Here is a 21,733-nt window from a genome sequence, read left to right as displayed (position 1 = left end):
CGAATTCCGTGGACAAGAACGTAGTTACCGCGACCGTCCTGATTGCCATCATCATGGTGGTATGGCTCATGTGGCTGTCGCCTCCCCCTCCGGAACCGGGCTCGCTCCCGGCCACGGTCGATACGCTCCAGACCGACGCCGAACCTGAGCAGGAAACCATTGTACAGGCCCCGCCCCGCGTGGGCGCCGTCGCCGAATTGGCGGCCGACGATACCTCGTTCGTGCGCACCGTGCTCCCGTCGAACCCGACGCTGACCGTTGAAACGGACCTGTATGTGGCCGAATTCTCGGCCCAGGGGGGCACGCTCCGCTCGTTCCGCCTGAAGGAATACCAGCAAGCCGGACTGGAGCGGATGGTGGAACTGGTCGATTCGACGCGCGGGGGAGCCCTGGGCATGGTCTTCACGTCCCCGGGCTCGCGGATTTACGATACGCGCTCCTTCCCGTTCGTGCCGTCCACCACCGCCGAGCGCCTGGAGGTGAACGATGCGCCGCGCTCCGTGACCTACACCACCGAGTTGGCGGACGGCCGGATTGAATACGTCTACACGTTCACGCCAGGCACCTACGAAGTCGGCCTTTCGGTGCGCATGCAGAACGCCGCGTCGTTTGCCACCCTGGAGGGCTACGAACTGGTCTGGAACGGCGGCATCCCCTTCAGCGAGAAGGACGTGGAGAGCTCGTCCATGCTGACCGGCGCCTATGCCCGCAGCGGCGGCGAAGTAGAGAGCATCCAGTTGAACGCCGACCCGTATTCGGAAAAAGGCCTGAACGGCCAGGTGGACTGGGTAGCCGCCAAGAACAAGTATTTCGCGGCTGTCATCATCCCCTCGGGCGAGACCCGGGGTGCGGAACTGGTGGGCGAGCGTTTCGGCGAAGTCTCGCAGTCGTACCTGCGCCACGACTACGCGGCCAGCGTCCGGATGCCGCCCATGGTCGGCGAATCGGACGAATACCGCCTGTACGTGGGGCCGCTCGAGCTGAGCCGCATCCGCAAGTACGACCTGGACCTGTACAACATGGTCGACTACGGGTGGGATTTCTTCGAAGTCATCACGCGCCCGCTGGCCAAGTTCGTTTTCATTCCGGTGTTCGATTTCCTGGCCCGGTTCATCCCGAACTACGGCCTGGTCATCATCATCTTCTCCATCCTGATCAAGGTCGTCCTGTCGCCGCTCACGAAGAGCTCGTTCCGCAGCATGGCCCGCATGCGTGAACTGCAGCCGCGCATGGAGGTCATCAAGGAGAAGTACGCGAACGACCCGCAGAAGCAGCAGCAGGCCATGATGAAGATGTACAAGGAGACGGGGGTGAACCCGATAGGCGGGTGTCTGCCCATGCTGCTCCAGTACCCCATCATCATCGCGCTGTGGCAGTTCCTTCCGCAGGCCATTGAAATCCGGCAGCAGGGCTTCCTGTGGGCCGACGACCTTTCGGCGCCGGACGTCATTCTGGCGCTGCCCTTCAACATTCCGTTCTACGGCGACTTCGTAGCCGGCTTCACACTGTTGATGGGCCTCTCCATGGTCGTCCAGATGAAGATGCAGATGAGCTCGCAGGCCTCGAACCCGCAGATGAAGTTCATGGTCTATGTCTTCCCGATCATGATGTTTGTCATCTTCAACCGCCTGGCGGCCGGTCTCAGCCTGTACTACCTGTGCTACAACGTGTTGACGGCCCTGCAGCAACGGACCATCAACAAGCAGATCGAGAAGGAAAGCGCGGAGAAGGGCACCGAACCGGAAGTACAGGGATGGGCAAAGAAAACGGCTGGCTCCAAGAAAGGCTCGGGCTCGGGCTCGGGCTCCGGCAGTTCCTCGAAAGCCGGATCCGGGAAAGACTCCGCCGCCCGCAAAAAGCGGAAATAGGCCCCACCATGCGCAGCGGCCACGACACGATAGTAGCGCTGGCCACCGCACGTGGCCAATCGGCCCTCGCCGTCATCCGGCTGAGTGGTCCGGATGCGGTCCGCATGGTCGCCGGCATCTTCGCCGGCACTGACCTCAGGGCGGCCGCCTCGCACACCGTCCATGTGGGCACGCTGCGGGGCGCCGACGGCGACCTGCTGGATCAGGTCGTGGTGACGCTGTTCCTGGCGCCGCGCTCGGTGACGGGCGAGAACGTGGTGGAAATATCCTGCCACGGCGGCGACGTGGCCAGCACCCTCGTCATGGAGCGCTTGGTGGAGGCCGGCGCACGGCCGGCAGGCCCCGGCGAGTTCACGCAGCGGGCGTTCCTGAACGGCAAGATGGACCTGGCGCAGGCCGAAAGCGTCGGCGCCCTCATCCACGCGCGCTCCGTGAAGGCCCATCGCGTGTCGATGGCCCACTTGACGGGCCGGTATTCGGCGCTGTTGGCGCGCTTTCGTGACGAATTGCTCGATCTGGTGGCCTTCCTCGAACTCGAATTGGACTTCAGCGAGGAGGACGTGGAATTCGCCGACCGGGCGCGCCTGGAGCAGGCGTTCAAGGACGGCCGTGCGCTTTTAGCGGACCTCGTTGCCTCGTACCGGTACGGCCGGTCCCTGGTGGACGGCGTGCGCGTGGCCATAGCCGGCCGCCCCAATGCCGGCAAGTCCACATTGCTGAACGCGGTGGTGGGTGACGACCGGGCCATTGTGTCGGATGTGGCCGGCACCACCCGCGACTCCATTGAAGCCGAGTCGGAGTTCGACGGGCATCGCTTCATCTGGATCGATACGGCGGGCCTGCGCGAAACGGCCAATGCCATAGAACAGGAGGGGGTGGCGCGGGCCCGCCGCGCCGTCTCGCACGCTGATGTGCTGGTGTACGTGTACGACGTGACCGTCGGGCTCGGCGATGACGAAGTGGCGTTCCTGGAGGAAGTCTCGGGCACGCGTTCGGATTCGTCCGTTGGCCCCCAAGGCATTCCGGTGGTGCTGGTCGCGAACAAGACGGACCTCATCGCCCCGGCTTCTGCCCCTGCCCCCGCCCCTGCCGCCGTTTCCTCACCTGAATCCCCACGTCTTTCCCAATCCCCGTCCACCCCTTCGCCGGTCCGGATTTCCGCCAGCCGGATGCTCGCGGAACGGCGGTTACCGGATACCGTTCTCCAACGGGTACTCGATGCGGCGCTCGGTGACGGGTCGGCGACCGAAGAACATCGCACGGTGACCAGCGCCCGGCACGTGGCTCACCTCCGGGCTGCCCTCGAGGCCCTGGAACGCGCCGAAACTGCCTTCCATGCAGGCGCCAGCGGCGACATGCTCGTCGAGGACCTCCGCCGCGCCATGGACGAGCTCGGCCTCGTCACGGGCGCCCTCTCCAACGAGGACGTCCTGGACCGGATATTTTCACAGTTCTGTATCGGTAAGTAAATGTCCTGCAACGGGTTACAGCAGTTCGACGTGATCGTCGTCGGTGGCGGCCACGCCGGCGGCGAGGCGGCCGCGGCCGCGGCTCGCCTGGGTGCGCGCACCCTGCTGGTAACCATGAGCCTGGAGGCCATAGGGCGGATGTCCTGCAACCCGGCCATCGGCGGCATTGGCAAGGGCCAGATTGCCCGCGAGGTGGATGCCATGGGCGGCCTCATGGGACGCGTGACCGACGAGACGGGCCTGCAGTTCAAGATGCTCAACCGGAGCAAGGGCCCCGCCGTGTGGTCGCCGCGCGCCCAGTGCGACCGTCACCGGTACTCGGCCGTCGTCCGGCGCGAACTCGAGGCCCACGAAAACCTGTTCTTCCGTTCGGACATGGCCGTCGACCTGCTGGTCGAGGACGGTCGGATTGCCGGGATCGTATCGCAGCTGGGCCAGCGCATTATGGCGCGCGCCGTGGTCCTGACCAGCGGCACGTTCATGAACGGACTCATCCATATCGGCGACCGCCAATACGGAGGCGGACGCATGGGCGAGGGCGCATCCACCGGATTGACGGGCGCGCTGCATCGGCTCGGCTTCGAAAGCGGTCGGCTGAAAACCGGGACGCCGCCGCGGATTGATGGCCGGACCATCGACTACGCATCGCTCGAAGAACAGAAGGGGGACGATGTGCCCAGTCCGTTCTCGTACATGAGCGACCAATTGCCCACCGAATCGCGCAGCTGTTGGATTACCTACACGTCGGACGCCGTGCATGACATCCTGCGCACGGGTTTTGACCGGAGCCCCATGTTCGTGGGGCGCATCCAGGGGCGCGGCCCCCGGTACTGTCCGTCCATCGAAGACAAGATTGACCGGTTTGCCGACAAGAGCCAGCATCAGCTGTTCCTGGAGCCGGAGGGGTTCGACACCGACGAGGTCTACGTCAACGGCTTCTCGACCAGTCTCCCGGAAGAAGTCCAGTTGGAGGCGCTCGCTTCCATTCCCGGATTGGAGAAGGCCCACGTGCTGCGGCCCGGCTACGCCATCGAATACGACTATTTTCCGCCGTATCAGGTGAAGTACTCGCTCGAGACGAAGCTCGTGCCCGGCCTGTTCTTCGCGGGACAGATCAACGGTACGACCGGCTACGAAGAGGCAGCGGCCCAGGGATTGATGGCCGGTTTGAACGCGGCCCGGTACGTGAATGACCAGGAGCCGATCGTGCTGAAGCGGTCCGATGCCTACATCGGGGTTCTTATTGATGACCTCGTGGCCAAGGGGACCGAGGAGCCGTACCGCATGTTCACGTCGCGCGCGGAGTACCGCATGCTGCTGCGTCAGGACAACGCCGATGAGCGTCTGACCGGTATGGCGCACTCATGGGGCCTCGTAGGCCAGGACCGAATGGACCGGATGCAGGAGCGCCAGACGCGCCGCGCGGCCCTTCGGGAGTGGATTGACAGCACGAATGTGGCCCCGGAGCGGATAAACGGCTGGCTGGAGCAGCTCGGTACGTCTCCGATTTCGCAGCCGGAACGGCTGTCCCGGGTGGCGCTGCGTCCCCAGGTCTCGCTGCACGCCCTGCTCGAAGTCGTGGGCGGTGCGCCCGACGGCATGACCACGGCCCCGGGGCTCGATGACCTTGTCGCCATGGTCGAAACGGAACTCAAGTACGAGGGCTACGTGGACCGGGCCCGCGAAGACCTGGAGCGGTTCGAGCAGATGGAATCCGTCGCTATTCCGGAAGGATTCGCGTTCGACCGCCTGACCTCGGTGTCCATGGAAGCCCGCGAGAAGCTGGGCAAGATCCGCCCCGAAAACCTGGGACAGGCCTCCCGGATATCAGGCGTCAGCCCCGCCGACGTATCGGTGTTGATGGTCCTGCTGCGCTCCGGCAAGGCCGGCTCCTACGTGGATGCATAGCGGCCATTGTTTCACGTGAAACATTCTGGGGCCTGAACGCCCCGGCTACTTCTTCTCGTGAGCAATCTGCTTCGCGATTCGTGCGGCGGTCTTTCGAGCCTGTGCATTGGTAAGGACTCTTCCTTCCTGGACCGCGCGAACGACTCGTTTAGCCGCAGCACCTACAAGAGGTTGTGAATCGGTATGAATGGGGTAGTTCATGATTCGGTCACGCGTATGCGTCACATCTATGTATATAACGGAAATACAAATCAGGCTTTAAAAATGTTGCCGTCATGGACGGACCGCAGGGTGCTTGGTGTTGTCTAGACCCATCAGCCACGATGCCATAACCTGCAATTGGCTGCAGAATCACGCACGATCGCGCGGGCCCAAGGTGAATCGCCGTACCTTGTCACGCAAGGTTCTCCCCGTTCGCACGCTTACACCCGAAGCTGATTGTTTCACGTGAAACATTCTGACGCAAATATGGCCCAGACAGGCAATCAAGGCGTATCCAGTCCCGGAATAGGCAGCGTGGGGCCCGTGCTGGCGGATCTGCTGAACGCGGACCAGTGGGCGACCCTGCGGGAGTATGAGACCCTGCTCCGGACGGTCAATCAGAACTTCAACCTGCTGTCGCGGAGCGAGCGGGCGCACCTCTGGGAGCATCATATCCTGCATTGCCTGGTGCCGGCCGTTCGTCCGATTCCCGCCAGAAGCCGGGTGATGGACTGGGGCACGGGAGGGGGTTTGCCGGCCATACCCCTGGCCGTGGTGTGGCCGGACGTGGACATGGTAGCCGTGGATTCCAACAACAAGAAGGCCCGGTCCGTGGCGCTGTTCGCGCGGCGGCTGGGGCTCGCGAACGTGCGCGTGCTGCACGCGCGGGCAGAGGCCGTGACGGAATGGACCGACTACTCCGTCTCCCGGGCAACGGCGCCGCTGGCCACATTATGGTCCTGGCACGTCCCGTGTGCAGCGCGGTCGGCGCCGACCCAAGCATCAGCCGATGAAAACAGAGGAGTCCCGGAAATGAGTGCAGAGGAAACTGGAGACCAGGACCAATCTGGAATCTGTCCGCCGTACTGGGAGCGGGGGCTGCTCTGCCTGAAAGGAGGGGACCTGGACGGGGAAATAGCCGAGCTGTTTGACGCGTTCGGGGCGGAGTTTCCCACGCTCACCGTGGACCGCTACCCGGTCCAGGAGTACCTTTCAGACGCGTATTTCCGGGAAAAGGAGCTCCTGCACGTATATGAGAAAGGTACAAAGTAGGACCTGCATTGGCCTTCACAGACCGCGCGCTATGACGAAGATGAACGGTAACCCATGAAAGCTGAAGACCGACAAGGCACGCGGACGGAGCGGTTGTTCGCCATGATCCTGCTGCTGCAGACGCGGCCGAGCATGACGTCGCGGGATCTGGCGGAGCACTTCGATGTGAGCCGCAGGACCATATTCCGTGACCTGCGGGCGCTGGCGGATTCGGGCGTGCCGCTCACGTATTCGGAGGGCGGGGGATACGAAATCCTGGAAGGCTACCAGCTTCCGCCGCTCATGCTGACGGCGCGGGAAGCGGCCACGCTGCTGATTGGCACCGAGTTCATGCGCCTTCAATCCGATGCATCCCTGCAGCACGATGCCGACGCGGTGGCGCGCAAGATCGAGGCCGTGCTGCCCCGGGAAATCCGCGAATTCGTGGACCAGTTGCGCTCGCGGACGGTCCTGGATCCGTACTGGGCGCACGCGACGGAGGGCGAGGCGGACGCCGATACCGATGTCGACTCCGGACGCTGGTACAAACTCAGCGAAGCCGTGGCCCGGCAGCGCAAAGTCATCATGGAGTACTGGGTGGAGCGGCGGCAGGAGCTCACGCAGCGCCGCGTGGATCCGTACGGCCTGGTCTACTACACGGACCACTGGAATCTGATAGCCTTCGACCACCTCCGGGGCGAAGTCCGGAATTTCCGGCTGGACCAGATGCGCGAGCTGTTCGTGCTGACCGAGCGCTTCGAGATCATGGAGGGATTTGACCTGGCCGCGTTCCTCAAGGAGAGCGGTGTCCGGGACGAAGCGCACGAGGTACGCCTGCGTTTCGAGAAGCCGGCCCTTGCCCGGGCCCGGCGGACCCTGCCGGCGCATCCGGAAGAGGAAGTGGAGGGCGACGACTGGGTCGACATCCGCTTCCGGTTCGACAATCTGGATTACCTCTCCGACTGGCTCATGCGATTCGGCGCATCGGTCCAGGTCCTGGCGCCCGATGAACTCGCGAAACGGCACAAGGAGCTCGGCGCATCGATTGTCGCCAAATACTAAGTCGTAGTACCATTTTTACGACGGGGTATGCCAAATCCTCTTAACCCATTGCGGCACAACGCATCACGCGCATCAATCCACAAAACAGAGCGCGCTGAGACGCGATAAATCCGCCGAGCCCCTATGCTGACCCGACTGTGGACAGCGTGAGCGTGCCGGTTCCGGCGCGGAGTGCGGACACAATTCCGAGGGCCACGTCCATGTCGGGGACGTCCTGTACGATGGCCTGGAGTTTCTTGCTCGCGGTCTCTTTCAGCACGTAGCGGTGGTCGAGTTCCGAGAGCGCGCCGAGAAACGGTTGGAAGAGATGCTCGAAGAACCAAGGGTCCTGCTCGGGGTCGGGGACGGTGAGGAAGAGCCGCTCGTTCTTGAAGATGACCCGCGGCAGGCGGAGGTGCTCGGCCTCGAGTTTCAGCTCGACCCCGGAGAAGAGCGACCGGACTTCATCCGGCAGCGGCCCGAACCGGTCGATCATTTCGTCGCGGAGCACGGCCAGGTTCTCCACGTTCGCCGCCTCCGAAATCCGGCGGTACATGTTCAGCCGCTCGACGCGGTTGGAGAGGTAGGCGTCGGGGATGAGCGCATCGGCATCGATGTCGACCGTCGTCTCCTGCGGGCGCGGCGGCGAACCGTCCTTGAAGAGCTCGGCGAACTCGGAGGTGCGAAGTTCCTCGACCGCCTCGTCCAGGATCCGGTGGTACGTCTCGAACCCGACGTCCTCCACGAAGCCGCTCTGCTCGGCGCCCAAGAGGTTGCCCGCCCCGCGGATGTCCAGGTCCCGCATGGCCAGGTGCACGCCCGAGCCCAGCTCGGTGAACTCCTCGACGGCCTGCAACCGCTGCCGCGCCTCCCGCGTGAGCCCCTGGATGGTGGGCACGAGCAGGTAGCAGAACGCCTTGCGGTCCGAGCGGCCCACGCGGCCCCGGAGCTGGTGCAGTTCCGCGAGCCCGAAATGGTCGGCCCGGTTGATGATGATGGTGTTCGCGTTCGAGATGTCCAGCCCGTTTTCGATGATGCTGGTCGATACGAGCACATCGAAGCGCCCCTCCACGAAATCCATCATGACGCGCTCGAGGTCCGCGCCCTTCATCTGGCCGTGTGCCGTTCGGATGCGCACATCGGGGACGATCATGCGGAGCGTATCGGCCAGCTCCTGGATGGACTGGACCCGGTTGTGGATGAAGAAGACCTGGCCCCCGCGCCCGAGCTCCTGGAGGAGCGCATCCCGAATGAGATCCTTGTCGAACGTGTGGATTTCCGTGATGATGGACTGCCGGTTGGGCGGCGGCGTGGACATGATGGACAGGTCGCGCGCGCCCAGAAGCGAAAACTGGAGGGTCCGGGGGATGGGCGTCGCGGTCAGCGTCAGAGTGTCGACGTTGACGCGCAGGCGGCGGAGCTTTTCCTTCACGCTGACGCCGAAGCGCTGCTCTTCATCGATGATGAGCAGCCCCAGATCGTTGAATTCGACGTCCTTGGAAATCAACCGATGCGTTCCGACCACGATGTCGAGCTGGCCGGCTTTCAGTTTCCGGAGCGTTTCCTTGATGTCCGCTGCCGACTGGAAGCGCGACAGGATGCCGATCTGCACCGGGAAATTCGTCATCCGCTTGGCGAACGTGCGGTAGTGCTGCGCGGCGAGGACGGTGGTGGGGACCAGAATGGCCACCTGCTTGCCGTCCTGGACGGCCTTGAAGGCAGCGCGGACCGCGATTTCCGTCTTGCCGAATCCGACGTCGCCGCACACCAGGCGATCCATGGGGACCGGCTCTTCCATGTCCGCCTTGACGGCGGCGGTGGCCGACGCCTGATCGGGCGTATCCTCGAATTCGAAGCTCGCCTCGAGCTCCTGCTGCCAGACGGTGTCGGGCGAGAAGGCGAATCCATCCGATGCCTTGCGCTCGGCATAGAGCTGGATGAGCTCGCGCGCGATGTCCTTTACGCGCGCCTTCGTGCGGGATTTGGTCTTTTCCCACTGGCCGCTGCCCAGCTTCGTGAGCTGCGGTTGATGTCCCTCTTTCCCCTTGTATTTATGCAGTTTATGGAGAGCGTTGACGTTGACGTAGAGGGTGTCGCCGCTCAGGTAGTTGAGCCGGACGGCCTCCTGCTGGCGGCCCCGCACCTCAATCTGCTCCATGCCCGCGAACCGGCCCACGCCGTAGTCGATGTGCACCACGAAATCGCCGGGCGTCAGGTGATGCAGTTCGCGCAGGCTGAGTCCGCCGTACCGCTGTTTCTGCCGCCGAGCCGTCGGTCGGTGGTACCGGTCAAAGATCTGATGATCCGTGTAGAGGGCGAGCCCGATGGCGGGCATCTCGAACCCCTCGTGGAGGCTGTCCACGCGCAGGTCCAGACGGCCCTCGCTGATTTCCTCGGCCAGGAGCTCCTGCAGCCGGGTTTCCTGGCCCCGGTTGTCGCACAGAATGGTGGTCTTCATGCCCGCCGCGCTGTTGGCCGACAGCCGCTGGCGCAGTGTGGCAATGCGGGACGAGAACGAGGGCTGCGGCTGGGCCCCGAAATCAATGCGATGCCCCGAATCGGCTTCCTGGAAACTGCCCATGTGGACCGTGGCGTAGGGCGCCAGCGCGGCCCGCACCGCCGCCTCGTCCTTCCCGGCTTCGGCCACCTGCTCGTAGAGGCGCTGCGCATCCTGGACCATGACCACGGTGGAAGTCGGGAGGTAATCCAGGATGGAGACCCAGTCCGCGTGGGGGTCTATGTCGCTAGGCTCGTCAGTATCGCGCTGAATGGGCGCTTCCAGGTTCGGCACAATCCGGGTGGTGGACTTGCGGCTCACGGACCGCTGGGTGTGGATGTCGAACTCGCGGATGGAGTCCACTTCGTCGCCGAAGAACTCGATGCGCACCGGATACGAGCCCGAAAACGGAAACACGTCCAGGATGCCACCCCGAAGGGCCAGATCGCCCGGCGCCTCGACAAACTCCGTCCGCGTAAACCCTTGCGTGACAAGCCGTTCAATGAGATCCTCTGGGTCGACTGTGTCATTCACAGACAGGTCGAAGGCGGCGTCCCGAACCGTCGATCGCGGCGGGACTTTCTCGGTCAGGGCGTGGATGCTGGAGACCAGGATGCCCGAGAAATCCTCTTCGAGGGCCTGCAGGACTTCGCCCCGGGCAATCACCGGTTCGGGGTCGGGCATGTGACCCGCATCCCCCGAGCGCTTGTCGGGCGGCGGGAAGAGCAGCACGCCCTCCTCGCGGGCCAACACCTGCCGCACGTCGCTGCAGAAATACGCGGCATCATCCGGTTCTTCCAGGATGACGAGCACCGGGCGTTTCAGGCGCTCTCCGATGTGGGCGGCCAGGAAAGCGGGCAGGGAGCCTGCGGCGCCGCGAACCGAAACGGAACCCTCCTTCAGCGTCCGGGACAGCTCGGCGGCCGCGTCCGACGCAGAAATGGAGGCAAAAAACGGGGCAAGCGACACGGACGGTTCCTGTTACGCTTCGGGTGAATAGGATTGACCGGCAACCGCAGGGCGCACGAACCCGGCGGCGGCCGCCAAACGGCTCTCGGCCTCCTTGCGGTCCACCTCCGCCAGATGCATGACCAGGGCGGTCTTGACGTGCCCGCCAGCGGCCTCCAGCACCTCGGTGGCCCCGGCGTAGTCCAGGTCGGTGACGGTCATGACCGTCCGCTTGGAGCGCTCCACAAGCTTGGCGTTGGTCATTTGCAGGTCCACCATCATGTTCTCGTACACCTTGCCCATGCGGATGAAGGCGGCCGTCGTAATCATGTTCAGGACCAGTTTCTGGGCCGTTCCACTTTTCAGGCGCGTGGAGCCCATAACGATTTCGGGGCCCACCACCGGGCAGATGGCCACATCCACGTCCACATTGAACGCGCTCCGGGGCGTGCACGTCACGAAGAGGGTCTTGGCGCCGAGCGTGCGGGCATGCTTCACGGCCCCGATGACGTAGGGCGTGCGCCGACTGGCTGCAATGCCGCAGACCACGTCGCCGGCACGGACGCCGGCCTCGTCCAGCGCCTTGCGACCACTTTCCTCCAGGTCCTCGGCGCCCTCCTGGGACTTGAACACCGCAGGCAGGCCGCCCGCAATCAGCCCCTGGACCATTTCCGGGGGGCTTCCGAAGGTCGGGGGGCACTCCGATGCATCCAGGATGCCCAGCCGCCCACTCGTGCCCGCTCCGGCATAGAACAGCCGTCCGCCCGATCGAAACGCCTGTACGACCAGTTCAACGGCCTCCGCAATCCAGGGCAGCTCCGTCTTCACGGCTGCCGGTACCAGATGGTCATCATCGTTCATGATGGCCAGGATTTCCGGGATGGATGCCGCATCTATCCCCATGGACCGCGGATTCCGCTGTTCCGTGGCCAGATTCCGGAGCTCGTTGAACAGATGGGACGCGTTCGTGCGGGTGGAGTCGTCGGGCATGGGGTCAGTTTGGCCGCGGCAGAAGTCGTGTGGAATGGCGAAGTTAGGGCGTACGCGGGCCAATACGAAAAAACCCGCCCCAGGATCTTGCTCCACGCTCATTCCGGGTGATGCTTCCATGAACTCTTTGATGCCGAACGAGACCGACACGGACCGTCGGGAGCATGCCGCCACCCGGCTGCACCACTGGCTGAACTACGGCTCCAAGTCCGCCATCCTGGGATTCGGAGCCTTCTGGCTGCCCATTGGCCCCGTCATCATGCTGGTTGTGGTCCTCGCCCTGCTCTTCACGCCCTACCTGCTCTGGCGTCTGTACCAGATTGGATGGTACGGCTGGCTGGGGGTGTTCGTGGTGGTCGTTCTCGTCCCTCTCCTTGTCGTCCGCCCCCTCGTGGACCCCCGGGCCATGCTCTGGTGGTACGTATTCACCGTCGGGCCCCTGCTGACATTCTATCTGTTCATTTGGGTCCTGCGATACGTCCTCGGCGAACACGTGGACGAGCTCAAGGCGCTGCGGATGATGGAAGCTTCCCCAACGTCGTCCGCGTCATGATCGTCACTATATAATTAAATAGTCATCACTACCGAATATTAAAGTGGGATCGGACAACCGGAGTGCATCCGATGAAACCAGACTCCTGAAATCGTCACGGCTGGTCCTTTCTTCAACTCGGGGACTTCTGGCTCATGGTCGGCGATTGCCACGGCGAAGTGCTGGCGCGAGACACAGGCAATCATTCGTGGTTCGCCTATGTCAATTGCATGGGTATCGATGACTTGTATCAGCAGTACCAGGCCCGTCAGGTCGCCATCAAAGAGCCGATTGCCGACAAGCCGTGGGGCTACGCGAGTTCCTCGTAGAGACGCCGGAAGGCCACTGCATCAAGTGTGGCCAGGCATTGTGATCCGTGGAGGCGTTGGATCAGCGCCCCTCCCAGTCCAGCGGACTGCGAATGTGGTGCCCACGGCCGAGAACGTGCGTATAGATCATTGTTGTGCGTACATCTGCGTGACCCAATAACTCCTGGACGGTCCGGATATCGTAGCCCGACTCGAGCAAATGCGTCGCAAAACTGTGCCGAAGCGTATGGCAGCTCACCCGCTTCGTCAGCCCTGCAGCGCGAGCCGCCTTCCGGACCATTTTCTGGACGGAACTCTGCGATACATGATACCGGCACCCGTCCTCCTCGGACCTCCGTACGCTCGGAAACACATACTGCCAGGACCAGGACGTGGCAGCCGAAGACGACTTCCGGGCGAACGCACGCGGTAATGGAGCACGTCCATGCCCCTGAACCAAGTCCTGCGAGTGGATTTGACGAACCCGTCTCAAATGGGTGTGAAGCGGCGCGACCAGCCGCTCCGGAAGCAGCGTTTTGCGCCCTTTTCCACTTTTCGTGTGGACCAGATGCAACATCCGTCCATCGAAATCGATGTCCTTTACCCGCAATTGCACCCCTTCGGATACGCGGAGCCCCGACCCATAAAGCAACCGCGCCACCAGCCCCGCTGTGCCCGTGAGGAAACCCATGAGCAGGCGCGCCTCCAGTTGCGTGAGCACAACCGGCAGATGGCGGTGCCGTTTGGCTCGCACGAACGAGTCGAACTCTTCCAGGTCGACCCGCAGGACTTCCCTGTAGAGGAAAACCAGCGCATTAAGCGCCTGATTCTGGGTAGATGCGGCCACTTCCCGGTCGGTTGCCAGCCATGACAGGAACTCCCGGACATTGTCTGCCTCCAGATCCTGCGGATGCGTCAGGCCATTGAAACGGACGTACCGCCGCACCCATTGGAAATACAGGCGCTCCGTTGTCGCTGCCAGACCCCGACGCCTGCAGGCTGTATGGAACATGGCCTGCAACGTTCCGCGTGTGCGGGCGATTCTCCGACCCCGAACCAATACACTATTGGATCCCATTATCCGCTCCCTGATGAGCTGAAATGACACCAGCTGGACCCGAACATACCCTTTCCCCAGGTTCGCGGCCTATGTGGAATGGTCCTATCAGGAATCGTCCTACGCCGCCAACCCCCGCGTCCTTTACAGAAACCCCTTGCTCCAACTGCATGATGCGCTTATACTTATCACGAAATGGCTCCTGCTGCTATGCGCACCCACATTGATTCGGGAGATCCATAAAAGATTAGTTATGCAACCGGAATTTTCAAGTCTGTCCTAGAGTTACCATGAACAGGATTCATTCAGCGAAGTGGCTCGTCTTTCTTGTGGCTGTATTCGTTTTCGTTGGTTGCGACACCAATTCAATGGGCGGACCAAATGAGCCGGATGAGACAGAGATAGAAAATCCTCAAGGCGATTATTCACCATTTGAGGACGATTCGTCCAAAGTGGTGCTGGTTGTTTGGGGTACAGATGGACTTCACCGTGCATATTCGGCTCCATTCAATAACCCCACAGCGTTGGATCAATTGCCGGTTGATCCTTCGATCACCTTGAGTGCTCGATTCAATTCCGATAGATCTAAGTTGATCATCGGGAATACGGAGTCGACCATCCTAAAGCTATTCAGCCATCTCAACAACTCATTTTCTGAGCCTATCAACCTGCCAGAACTGCCTGTTAATCCTGTTGCCACGTTTGTGGTAGAGCAAAGTGAACATCTTGTTTATGTCAGTTCAAGCGTAAACGTGTCTGGTGGTCGGGTATCAGTCTGGAATGTCGATGCCGGTGAGGTGGTCAATGCGTTCGATGGGTGGGCTCGCGGTATCATTGAAGGATCCAAAGTCGTGATCACGTCAAGGGGAATGACCTACTGGTATGACATTGAAACGGATTCTCTGTTCGCCCCAGATCGAGGACAGTTTTGGTCGCGGCAAGCAACTGGCGCGCCTTATGGACGCATTATCGATGTAGACTTCGATTTGGATTCTGGCGCCACAGCTTTGTCAACGGGATCGTCAGGCCCGGCGGAATCAGCGGGGATCTACGTCATTGACACAAATGGTGACATATTGGGTCAATTCGAGTCCTCAGATACTCTCAGGAGTCACGCTACATTTGGCCCGCCAGGGTATGTGTTGTATTTGAGGTGGGGAGAGCACAAGAATTCATTGTGGGCATTCGATTATGAGGCTGGCTGTTCAAGATTGCTAATTGCCGAGGATGATATTCCCGAAGGTCGCCTCGTTGGTTTTACCTTCTGATTCCGGTTGCATAACAAGCGCATGTTGCGGACTCGCCTTTCTGTTTTGCTGATCTGAAACGATTACTTTCTGGCAGGTGGGCATTAGCTCGCCGCAAATCCGCCAGCCGTTATGTGCCTATTTCAGATATGGAGCCATACCTAGAGAAATCGGCGGTTTTATCCGAATGCGGGACTTATCGGTATTCGCTGTTTCGAGCCTGGAAGCCAAACTCGAAATCAGTAGCATTCATTTGTCTGAATCCGTCGACGGCGGACGCAAACGACGATGATCGCACACTGTGCAAGTGTGTTCGCTATGCTGATTCCTGGGGTTTCGGAAAACTAGTCGTTGTAAATCTATTCGCATTCAGGTCAACAGATCGCTCCCTACTGCGCGAGGTTCATGATCCAGTCGGGCCTGACAATGACTACTGGATCAAGGAAGCGAAGAACCACTCAGATCTTGTTGTCGCTGCATGGGGAAACGATGGTTCCCAAATGGAGAGAAATGTCGAAGTAAGAAGCATGCTTGGTCAATTGTCCTGCTTGAAGATTAATGTGACTGGTGAGCCCGCTCATCCTCTCTATTTGAAGAACAGTCTGAAACCGACTCCATACGGCACATAACAAGGCAATTCTGCGGGCTCGCGGCCACCGGTCTGGTTTCGTGGGCGAGGAAGGCTGACCCGGCTGGGAGGGCAGGGAGGTATTTTTGTCTTGGAATCCGGTCCCAAGTGCCATTATGAAGCACCAACGGGCATCTGCCAGCCGGATCAGTTACATTCTCGGAAAGTCGGCGTGCTCGCCGCAGATTGCCCAGCCGTTATGCCTCCTGATGTCCATGCCTCAAGAATGTGCATACTGTCCAAACCCGGCGACTACGAAGGACCACGTTCCCCCCAAGGGCTTCTTTGCAAAGCCTTTGCCGGATAATCTGATCACGGTTCCTTGCTGCGAAGACTGCAATTCTGATGCATCGCTTGACGATGAGTATGTTCGCCTGATCTTGGCTATGCGCTACGACGTGTATGAGCATCCGGACGTCGAACAAGTGCTTGGCCGAGCAATTCGATCACTGGCTCGTCCCGAGGCAGCCGGTTTTCGCAATGCCTTCGTCAAGACCGTTCGAGAAGTTGAGCTGAGGACTGCTGCTGGACTGATCCTTGGGAAGACGGGCAAGTTCGACGCTGATTTGTCAAGGCTTAACCGGGTCTTCTCCCGAGTACTCAAGGGACTCTATTTCAAACAGAAAGGCAAACGAGTTCCGGCTTCCTGTGAAGTATCTGTAATTGTGCTGGACTCAGTGGACGACCGAGATGGTCAGATCTTGCTCGAGTTACAGCGAACGATCGCTTTCCTCAATGATGTCCCAGAAACGGTTGTTGGACGAGACGTTTTTCGATATCGGTTGAAGTTCGTGCATGATGAGCCTGACAGCGGAATCGCTTTAATAACCTTGTATTCAACTGTGCATATGCTCGGATATATCATCAACCGGATCCCAGAGAAAGATCAGGAGGCATAACAAGCGCATTTTGCGGGCTCGCTCTGGGTGCGTGCTGATCTCAAACCAGTTAATTTCTGGTAGGTGGGCGTCAGCTCGCCGCAAATCCGCCAGCCGTTATGCAGCCAAATCTAAACACTATCGCTTTGATTCTCTTCCGTTTGTCTTTGTGTGTCATTTGTTTCTTCGCAGGAGCGTGCGCGGGACCCGTCGGACCGGTTGGTCCTGAAGGTCCGGTGGGATCTACGGGGGAAGCGGGACCGCAAGGTGAGCGGGGATTACGCGGAGAACGAGGTGAGCGGGGACCAGAGGGACCACGAGGAGACTATGATAGGCAGATTCGGGTTGTGCTTTATGACGGAGGCAATGGCTCGATAAAAATCAGCGGTAGTACGAGCGGCAACCTAGTGGATGAGGTCTACAAATTCAGCATCGCGCATTATCCAGGTGTGGATTCTGTGGTCTTTGCAGCTAAGATGTATACAACGGATCCAGAAAATACCGCGATCGTCGAACTGGTAAACTCAACAGATGGTGAATCAATTATCAGCGTTCAGACTAACTCGACGGAGAGTTCTATACATGAATCGTCCATTCCACTATATCGTCTTCCAGAAAAGGAAATTACACTTAGGGTGATTGTTAAAGCACAGAATCAATCACTATCGCAGCCTGCTCGTGTCGCCAAGGCAGTTCTCTTTCTGTATCGAAAATAGTATTTGATTAATACGGACATAGCAGTCCACTAGATGGTTTGAGGTATCTCGTGTGGAAATTTCTGATTTGGCAGCATAACAAGCGCATGTTGCGGACTCGCACGACTGGCTAAGCCGATCTGAAACGATTACTTTCTGGCAGCTGAGCGAATGCTCGCCGCAAATCCGCCAGCCGTTATGCGGACCTCGTTCTTGATTGTTCGCGTCAACACCAATCCTTGACAACGGAGATCTATATTTGAAAGCCCGCCTTCTTCCGTGTTATGGAGTTGCCGTTGGCTTGGCACTCTTTGCCGTAGCATCATCCTTGTATCCAGGTGGGACGGGCCTCTCACCCGAATCAGTTGGCTACAGCTGGTCGCGCAACTTCATTTCAGCGTTGTTCGCTCCTCAGGCGCTCAACGGACTGCCGAACCCGGGACGCCCATTTGCAGTCGCGGCTCTGGCGTTTTGGTGCGTCTCCTTGGCATTCTCGTTCAAATGGATCTCCAACCAGGCCTCGCACACGGCCTTGCGCAAGATTATCGAGATTGCCGGCATAGGCGCCGCCGTCTATGCCTTTTTCGTCGCTACACCCATGCATGACTTGATGGTCATAATCGGGTTGGTCTTCAGCCTGACGGCGCTTGTGACCACTGTGCTATTTCTGTACACGGCAAGGGCCTGGAAACTCTTCACGTGGGGGTTGCTGAGTCTGGGCCTTTCGGTACTGAGTGCGTCACTCTACTTCACCGGATCGACCTTCGAGTTCATGCCCGCCATCCAGAAGTTGAATGTTCTCAGCGTCGTCTCATGGATCCTTGTGACTGGATATGCTCGCATCGGGGACGACTGAGAAAGACTTTTCACCTTTGAGGTCCACATAACAAGCGCATATTGCGGACTCGCAGTGCTGGCGTGCCGGTCTGGGGCCAGTTACTTTCTGGAAGGGGAGCGTTAGCTCGCCGCAAATCCGCCAGCCGTTAAGTGGAAATTGAATTGATACATACTAATTGCCATGCCGAAACGACCTAGGTCGCACCAGATAGAGACAGAATCTCAGCGGCACTTCGACAATCGTATCCCTCTCGAATGGGTAGTGAGGCCAGTCGAACTAGACTATGGGATTGACCGTGAGGTAGAAATATTTGACAACGAAGAAACCACCGGTCTAAAATTCTATGTGCAGCTAAAGGCAACAGACGAAAGCAGCCTTAACAAAGCACTTAAACTCAGATTCGATCACGCCTATGGAGACTACTACCATGCGTTAGATCTGCCGGTTCTAATTGTTCGATATCACTCTGCCAGTAAAAGCATGTATTGGCGGTGGTTTCACAGCTTCGATTCCGGCTTTGATAAGATTGCCAAAAGATCATTTAGCTTTAAGATCCCTCAAAAAAACCTATTCAACACGGAGACTTCAGAAGAACTAAAGACATCTGTCCAAATCTATCGGGATCTGAAATCCCCCGTCATTGAGACACCTCTAGAATTCGAGGTTGTTCTATCTGGCGACTCTGAGCTGTTTGATGACGAATATGAAATTCAAAAGCGACTATTGGCTGCTTCCACTCTTTCTTCGTCAGGGTTGAAAATCTCGTTTTCTGACAAAAAGCCGTTCAAGGTCATCTTTGAGTCTAACCACGTTTCTGTTCGGCTTGGAGACTTTCCCGGTGCGACGTTTCACTACGAATCAAGGGGAACGGGAGCCCTGACAAGCAGCACCATCGAGCACGACGTTTTTGTGGCGATTGGTCTGGCATTTGATGCCCATGGACATTTCAGAGAGGCAGCATCAATCGTCAAACCCTACGTATTGACATCAGAGCTGGGTGCCAAGCCTGTTTTTGCTTTACAAATTGCGTTTCTGTTTGCAAGGGCAAACATGTTGACGTCGGCGTTGGAGGTTGCGGACAGCCTGATGAGTAGTGAAGACGGTGTGGAGGCGGTCCAGTTATATTTGCTTCCGTTTTTCGCCGTTCGGAAAAGTGTTTCGGCTTTAGAACAGAGCCTCGGAATCCAACTGGTTGAGAGCATTATTCAAACATTCTATTCGCGGAATGATGGTTCCAACGCAGCAATATTGTCATATAACCTGGGCAATTATTTACGAAGCTCTGGAAGCCTGAAGGCCTCCTTGAAATTCTACTTGGATGCAAGAAGATTCGGTCCTGAATATGCCGAACGTCCATACTTTTGGAAGGAACTAGGTGGAGTGCTATTTGGCTTGGAGAAGTTCCAACTTGCTGAAAAGTGCTACAAATGCTCTCTAGGTCTAGAATCCAGCCGTTTCGTCGAATTCCTTCATGCTGACGCGCTTCTTTTTGCCGGTCATTTCGATGATTCCGCACGACAGTTTAACAACTTATTACAGGAGGGTTGTGATACTACTGAGGCCGAATGGTCTCTGAAGCATGTTTTCGCTCAGCACATTATCAATACAGTTGGCATGCGGAAGCAAAAAAGGAATCGACATCAATACGACGAGAATTTTGATCCTAGCGAATTGAAAAGCTCAGAAATCCGCGAGTTGTCCCTCTTGATATTGCAGCAAGATGCTCTGGATTCATTGGCATGGTTCAATCTTGGCGGCACATTTAATGAAGATGGCAATTACGCCGAAGCGTTCCTCTGCTATCTGGCCGCTTCCATGATTCGTCCAAATGATGTCGATGCTTGGGAAAATGCTTTTGTACTGTCGCTTCGAGAAGAAAACAAACAGTATTTCGAACTGGTAATCCTGACCGCCTACCAGTTCAATGGGGCAGAATTCTTAGTAAGAATCTCAGATCAAGCATCCGAAAAAAGGCCAGAGCTGTTGAGCTTCCTCATGAGCGTCCTTGAACCCGTATCTCGAGATAAGGGCGAGTTCGTCCTGAGAAAGCACAATGACGACCACAGTTGGGACCAATCCTTTTTACTGCCAGATTGATTTCCACTTAACAAGCGCATTTTGCGGGCTCGCATTTCTGGCGTGCCGGTCTGAAACAGTTACTTTCTGGACGGGGAGCGAGTGCTCGCCGCAAATCCGCCAACCGTTATGTGGAACCCTTCTCTTAGGCGAACGTGCCATGTATAACGATATGCGTTATACATGATTGTATCCTTCGCCAATAAGGCTTCCGAAGACATTTTCGACGGCAAGCGCTCCAAACAGGCCAGCAAGGTCTGTCCGGCTGAGTTGTGGAGGATTGCCACTCGCAAACTGGACCAACTGAACCAGGCCGAGTATCTCGAGGACCTTAAAGTCCCGCCAGGCAATCGTCTCGAAAAGCTCAAAGGTGATCGATCCGGTCAACACAGCATCAGAATCAACGACCAATACCGCGTTTGCTTCATCTGGACTGATCATGGTCCCGCTGAAGTTGAGGTCACCGACTATCACTGATATGACACGTCTGCCATCCAATCGCCCTCCGACACATCCGGGAGAAATGCTTCTGGAGGAATTCCTCAATCCACTTGGCATGACCCAGGTAGAGCTGGCTGAAAAGATTGAAGTCTCCTATCCGCGCGTCAATCAGATTGTAAAAGGGAAAAGGGGAGTTACTCCGGACACCGCTCTTCGCCTCGCTGCTCTATTTAGTACTTCCCCTGAGTTTTGGCTCAATGGTCAGCGTAACTGGGATCTTTGGCATGCGATGAGAGCGCCCTCTGCAAAAGTAATTAAGCGCATTCGCCCGGTTTCTACTGTCTGATTGGGTTCCACATAACAAGCGCTTTTTGCGGACTCGCAGTTCTGGCGTGCCCGTCTGAGACCAGTTACTTTGTGTCAGGAGGGCGTTCGCTCGCCGTAAATCCCCCAGCCGTTATCCTTCCAATCCTTGTTTCGACCGATGTCCATCCGCATTGAGGCATTTTGTCTTCTATCCCTCATGCTGGGCATTTTTCTGCCAGGTCTGGCGATGGCACAGTTTCCGGAAGAAGACCATGATTTGTGGGTTGAGGTTGACCCCCAATACACTCTTTACGTGTACGTGCCCGAAGGCAGGATCACTATCGCTCTCTCGAAGGACCTCGCTCAGCGACATGTCAGGAGAATAAAGTCGCTAGCCAGGGAAAAGTATTATGACGGCTTTCCTTTCGTTCGAGTCGTTCCTGGATTTATGTCTCAAGCGAGCGATCCCGTTGAGTTTCCAGATGTCGAGGGCGAGAAACGGCCTTTCAGTTCAGTTTCAGCGACTATTGATGCGCAGTTTGATGAACCGTTTACAACGGACATGCCGTTTGTACCATTAAGCAAACCCGATGAGTTTTCGGAGCAGCAAGGATTTGTGAACGGGTTTCCGGTACCTAAGCTGAGCGATTCGTATTTGTGACGTGTCCAATATCGCTGATTTGTCTGTGATGAACCACGCCCCGGACGTTCCGGTGGCTCAGAGCCGGGTCAGCGTCCGTCCTGGACCCTCTTTCGGGCTTGAGACAGACCGG

Annotated in this window: 16 protein-coding genes; 13 read left to right on the top strand and 3 right to left on the bottom strand. The window is 58.6% G+C overall.

Going from position 1 to position 21,733, the window contains the following annotated elements; all coding sequences use genetic code 11:
* The first annotated feature begins 8 nt into the window (after positions 1 to 8).
* From yidC to RIE53_10445, 5 genes are all read left to right on the top strand, one after another.
* Entirely contained in the window at positions 9 to 1,868 is a 1,860-nt protein-coding gene (yidC, locus tag RIE53_10465) for a membrane protein insertase YidC (protein ID MEQ9105112.1), read from the top strand.
* 8 nt (positions 1,869 to 1,876) lie between these two features.
* Positions 1,877 to 3,337 carry a tRNA uridine-5-carboxymethylaminomethyl(34) synthesis GTPase MnmE gene (gene mnmE / locus RIE53_10460; GenBank protein MEQ9105111.1) on the top strand — a complete coding sequence of 487 codons (1,461 nt, stop codon included), beginning with the start codon at positions 1,877 to 1,879 and terminating at the stop codon, positions 3,335 to 3,337.
* On the top strand, positions 3,338 to 5,245 hold the full coding sequence (mnmG, locus tag RIE53_10455; protein ID MEQ9105110.1) for a tRNA uridine-5-carboxymethylaminomethyl(34) synthesis enzyme MnmG: 1,908 nt from the start codon (positions 3,338 to 3,340) through the stop codon (positions 5,243 to 5,245).
* A 447-nt stretch (positions 5,246 to 5,692) separates the two neighbouring features.
* Positions 5,693 to 6,499 carry a class I SAM-dependent methyltransferase gene (locus RIE53_10450; GenBank protein ID MEQ9105109.1) on the top strand — a complete coding sequence of 269 codons (807 nt, stop codon included), beginning with the start codon at positions 5,693 to 5,695 and terminating at the stop codon, positions 6,497 to 6,499.
* 54 nt (positions 6,500 to 6,553) lie between these two features.
* Positions 6,554 to 7,540, top strand: coding sequence for a YafY family protein (locus tag RIE53_10445; GenBank protein MEQ9105108.1), 987 nt, complete (start codon positions 6,554 to 6,556; stop codon positions 7,538 to 7,540).
* A 121-nt stretch (positions 7,541 to 7,661) separates the two neighbouring features.
* On the opposite strand, the gene mfd is transcribed toward RIE53_10445, so the two are convergent.
* Together mfd and murQ are read right to left on the bottom strand one after the other, a co-directional pair.
* Positions 7,662 to 10,985 (bottom strand): transcription-repair coupling factor, encoded by a 3,324-nt coding sequence (mfd, locus tag RIE53_10440; protein MEQ9105107.1) that lies wholly within the window; start codon positions 10,983 to 10,985, stop codon positions 7,662 to 7,664.
* Between the two features lie 12 nt (positions 10,986 to 10,997).
* Positions 10,998 to 11,954: an N-acetylmuramic acid 6-phosphate etherase gene (gene murQ / locus RIE53_10435; protein MEQ9105106.1), complete on the bottom strand. Its 957-nt coding sequence runs from the start codon at positions 11,952 to 11,954 to the stop codon at positions 10,998 to 11,000.
* Between the two features lie 118 nt (positions 11,955 to 12,072).
* Here murQ and RIE53_10430 point away from each other — a divergent pair, with 118 nt between their 5' ends.
* Positions 12,073 to 12,507: a hypothetical protein gene (locus tag RIE53_10430; protein MEQ9105105.1), complete on the top strand. Its 435-nt coding sequence runs from the start codon at positions 12,073 to 12,075 to the stop codon at positions 12,505 to 12,507.
* A gap of 369 nt (positions 12,508 to 12,876) precedes the next feature.
* Here the strand turns inward: RIE53_10430 and RIE53_10425 are convergent, their stop codons facing one another.
* Positions 12,877 to 13,806, bottom strand: coding sequence for an integron integrase (locus RIE53_10425; protein MEQ9105104.1), 930 nt, complete (start codon positions 13,804 to 13,806; stop codon positions 12,877 to 12,879).
* A gap of 335 nt (positions 13,807 to 14,141) precedes the next feature.
* Between RIE53_10425 and RIE53_10420 the strand changes: the two genes are divergently transcribed.
* From RIE53_10420 to RIE53_10390, 7 genes are all read left to right on the top strand, one after another.
* On the top strand, positions 14,142 to 15,119 hold the full coding sequence (locus tag RIE53_10420; GenBank protein MEQ9105103.1) for a hypothetical protein: 978 nt from the start codon (positions 14,142 to 14,144) through the stop codon (positions 15,117 to 15,119).
* Positions 15,120 to 15,842: 723 nt separating this feature from the next.
* Positions 15,843 to 16,625, top strand: coding sequence for a hypothetical protein (locus tag RIE53_10415; protein MEQ9105102.1), 783 nt, complete (start codon positions 15,843 to 15,845; stop codon positions 16,623 to 16,625).
* Positions 16,626 to 17,783: 1,158 nt separating this feature from the next.
* Entirely contained in the window at positions 17,784 to 18,155 is a 372-nt protein-coding gene (locus RIE53_10410; protein ID MEQ9105101.1) for a hypothetical protein, read from the top strand.
* 162 nt (positions 18,156 to 18,317) lie between these two features.
* The gene (locus RIE53_10405) at positions 18,318 to 20,234 is read left to right on the top strand and encodes a DUF4365 domain-containing protein (protein ID MEQ9105100.1); all 1,917 of its coding nucleotides are present in this window, start codon (positions 18,318 to 18,320) and stop codon (positions 20,232 to 20,234) included.
* A 162-nt stretch (positions 20,235 to 20,396) separates the two neighbouring features.
* Positions 20,397 to 20,690 carry a type II toxin-antitoxin system RelE/ParE family toxin gene (locus RIE53_10400; GenBank protein MEQ9105099.1) on the top strand — a complete coding sequence of 98 codons (294 nt, stop codon included), beginning with the start codon at positions 20,397 to 20,399 and terminating at the stop codon, positions 20,688 to 20,690.
* Positions 20,653 to 21,000 (top strand): HigA family addiction module antitoxin, encoded by a 348-nt coding sequence (locus RIE53_10395; protein ID MEQ9105098.1) that lies wholly within the window; start codon positions 20,653 to 20,655, stop codon positions 20,998 to 21,000. The genes RIE53_10400 and RIE53_10395 overlap by 38 nt, the downstream gene beginning before the upstream one ends.
* Before the next feature lie 177 nt (positions 21,001 to 21,177).
* Positions 21,178 to 21,621, top strand: a complete 444-nt coding sequence (locus tag RIE53_10390; GenBank protein MEQ9105097.1) for a peptidylprolyl isomerase — start codon at positions 21,178 to 21,180, stop codon at positions 21,619 to 21,621.
* The last annotated feature ends 112 nt before the right edge of the window (positions 21,622 to 21,733 follow it).

The sequence above is a fragment of the Rhodothermales bacterium genome (genome assembly GCA_040221055.1).
Lineage (GTDB): Bacteria > Bacteroidota > Rhodothermia > Rhodothermales > UBA10348 > 1-14-0-65-60-17.
Note: the sequence above shows the minus strand (reverse complement) of the source record. Positions and strands in the feature narration are given on the sequence as shown.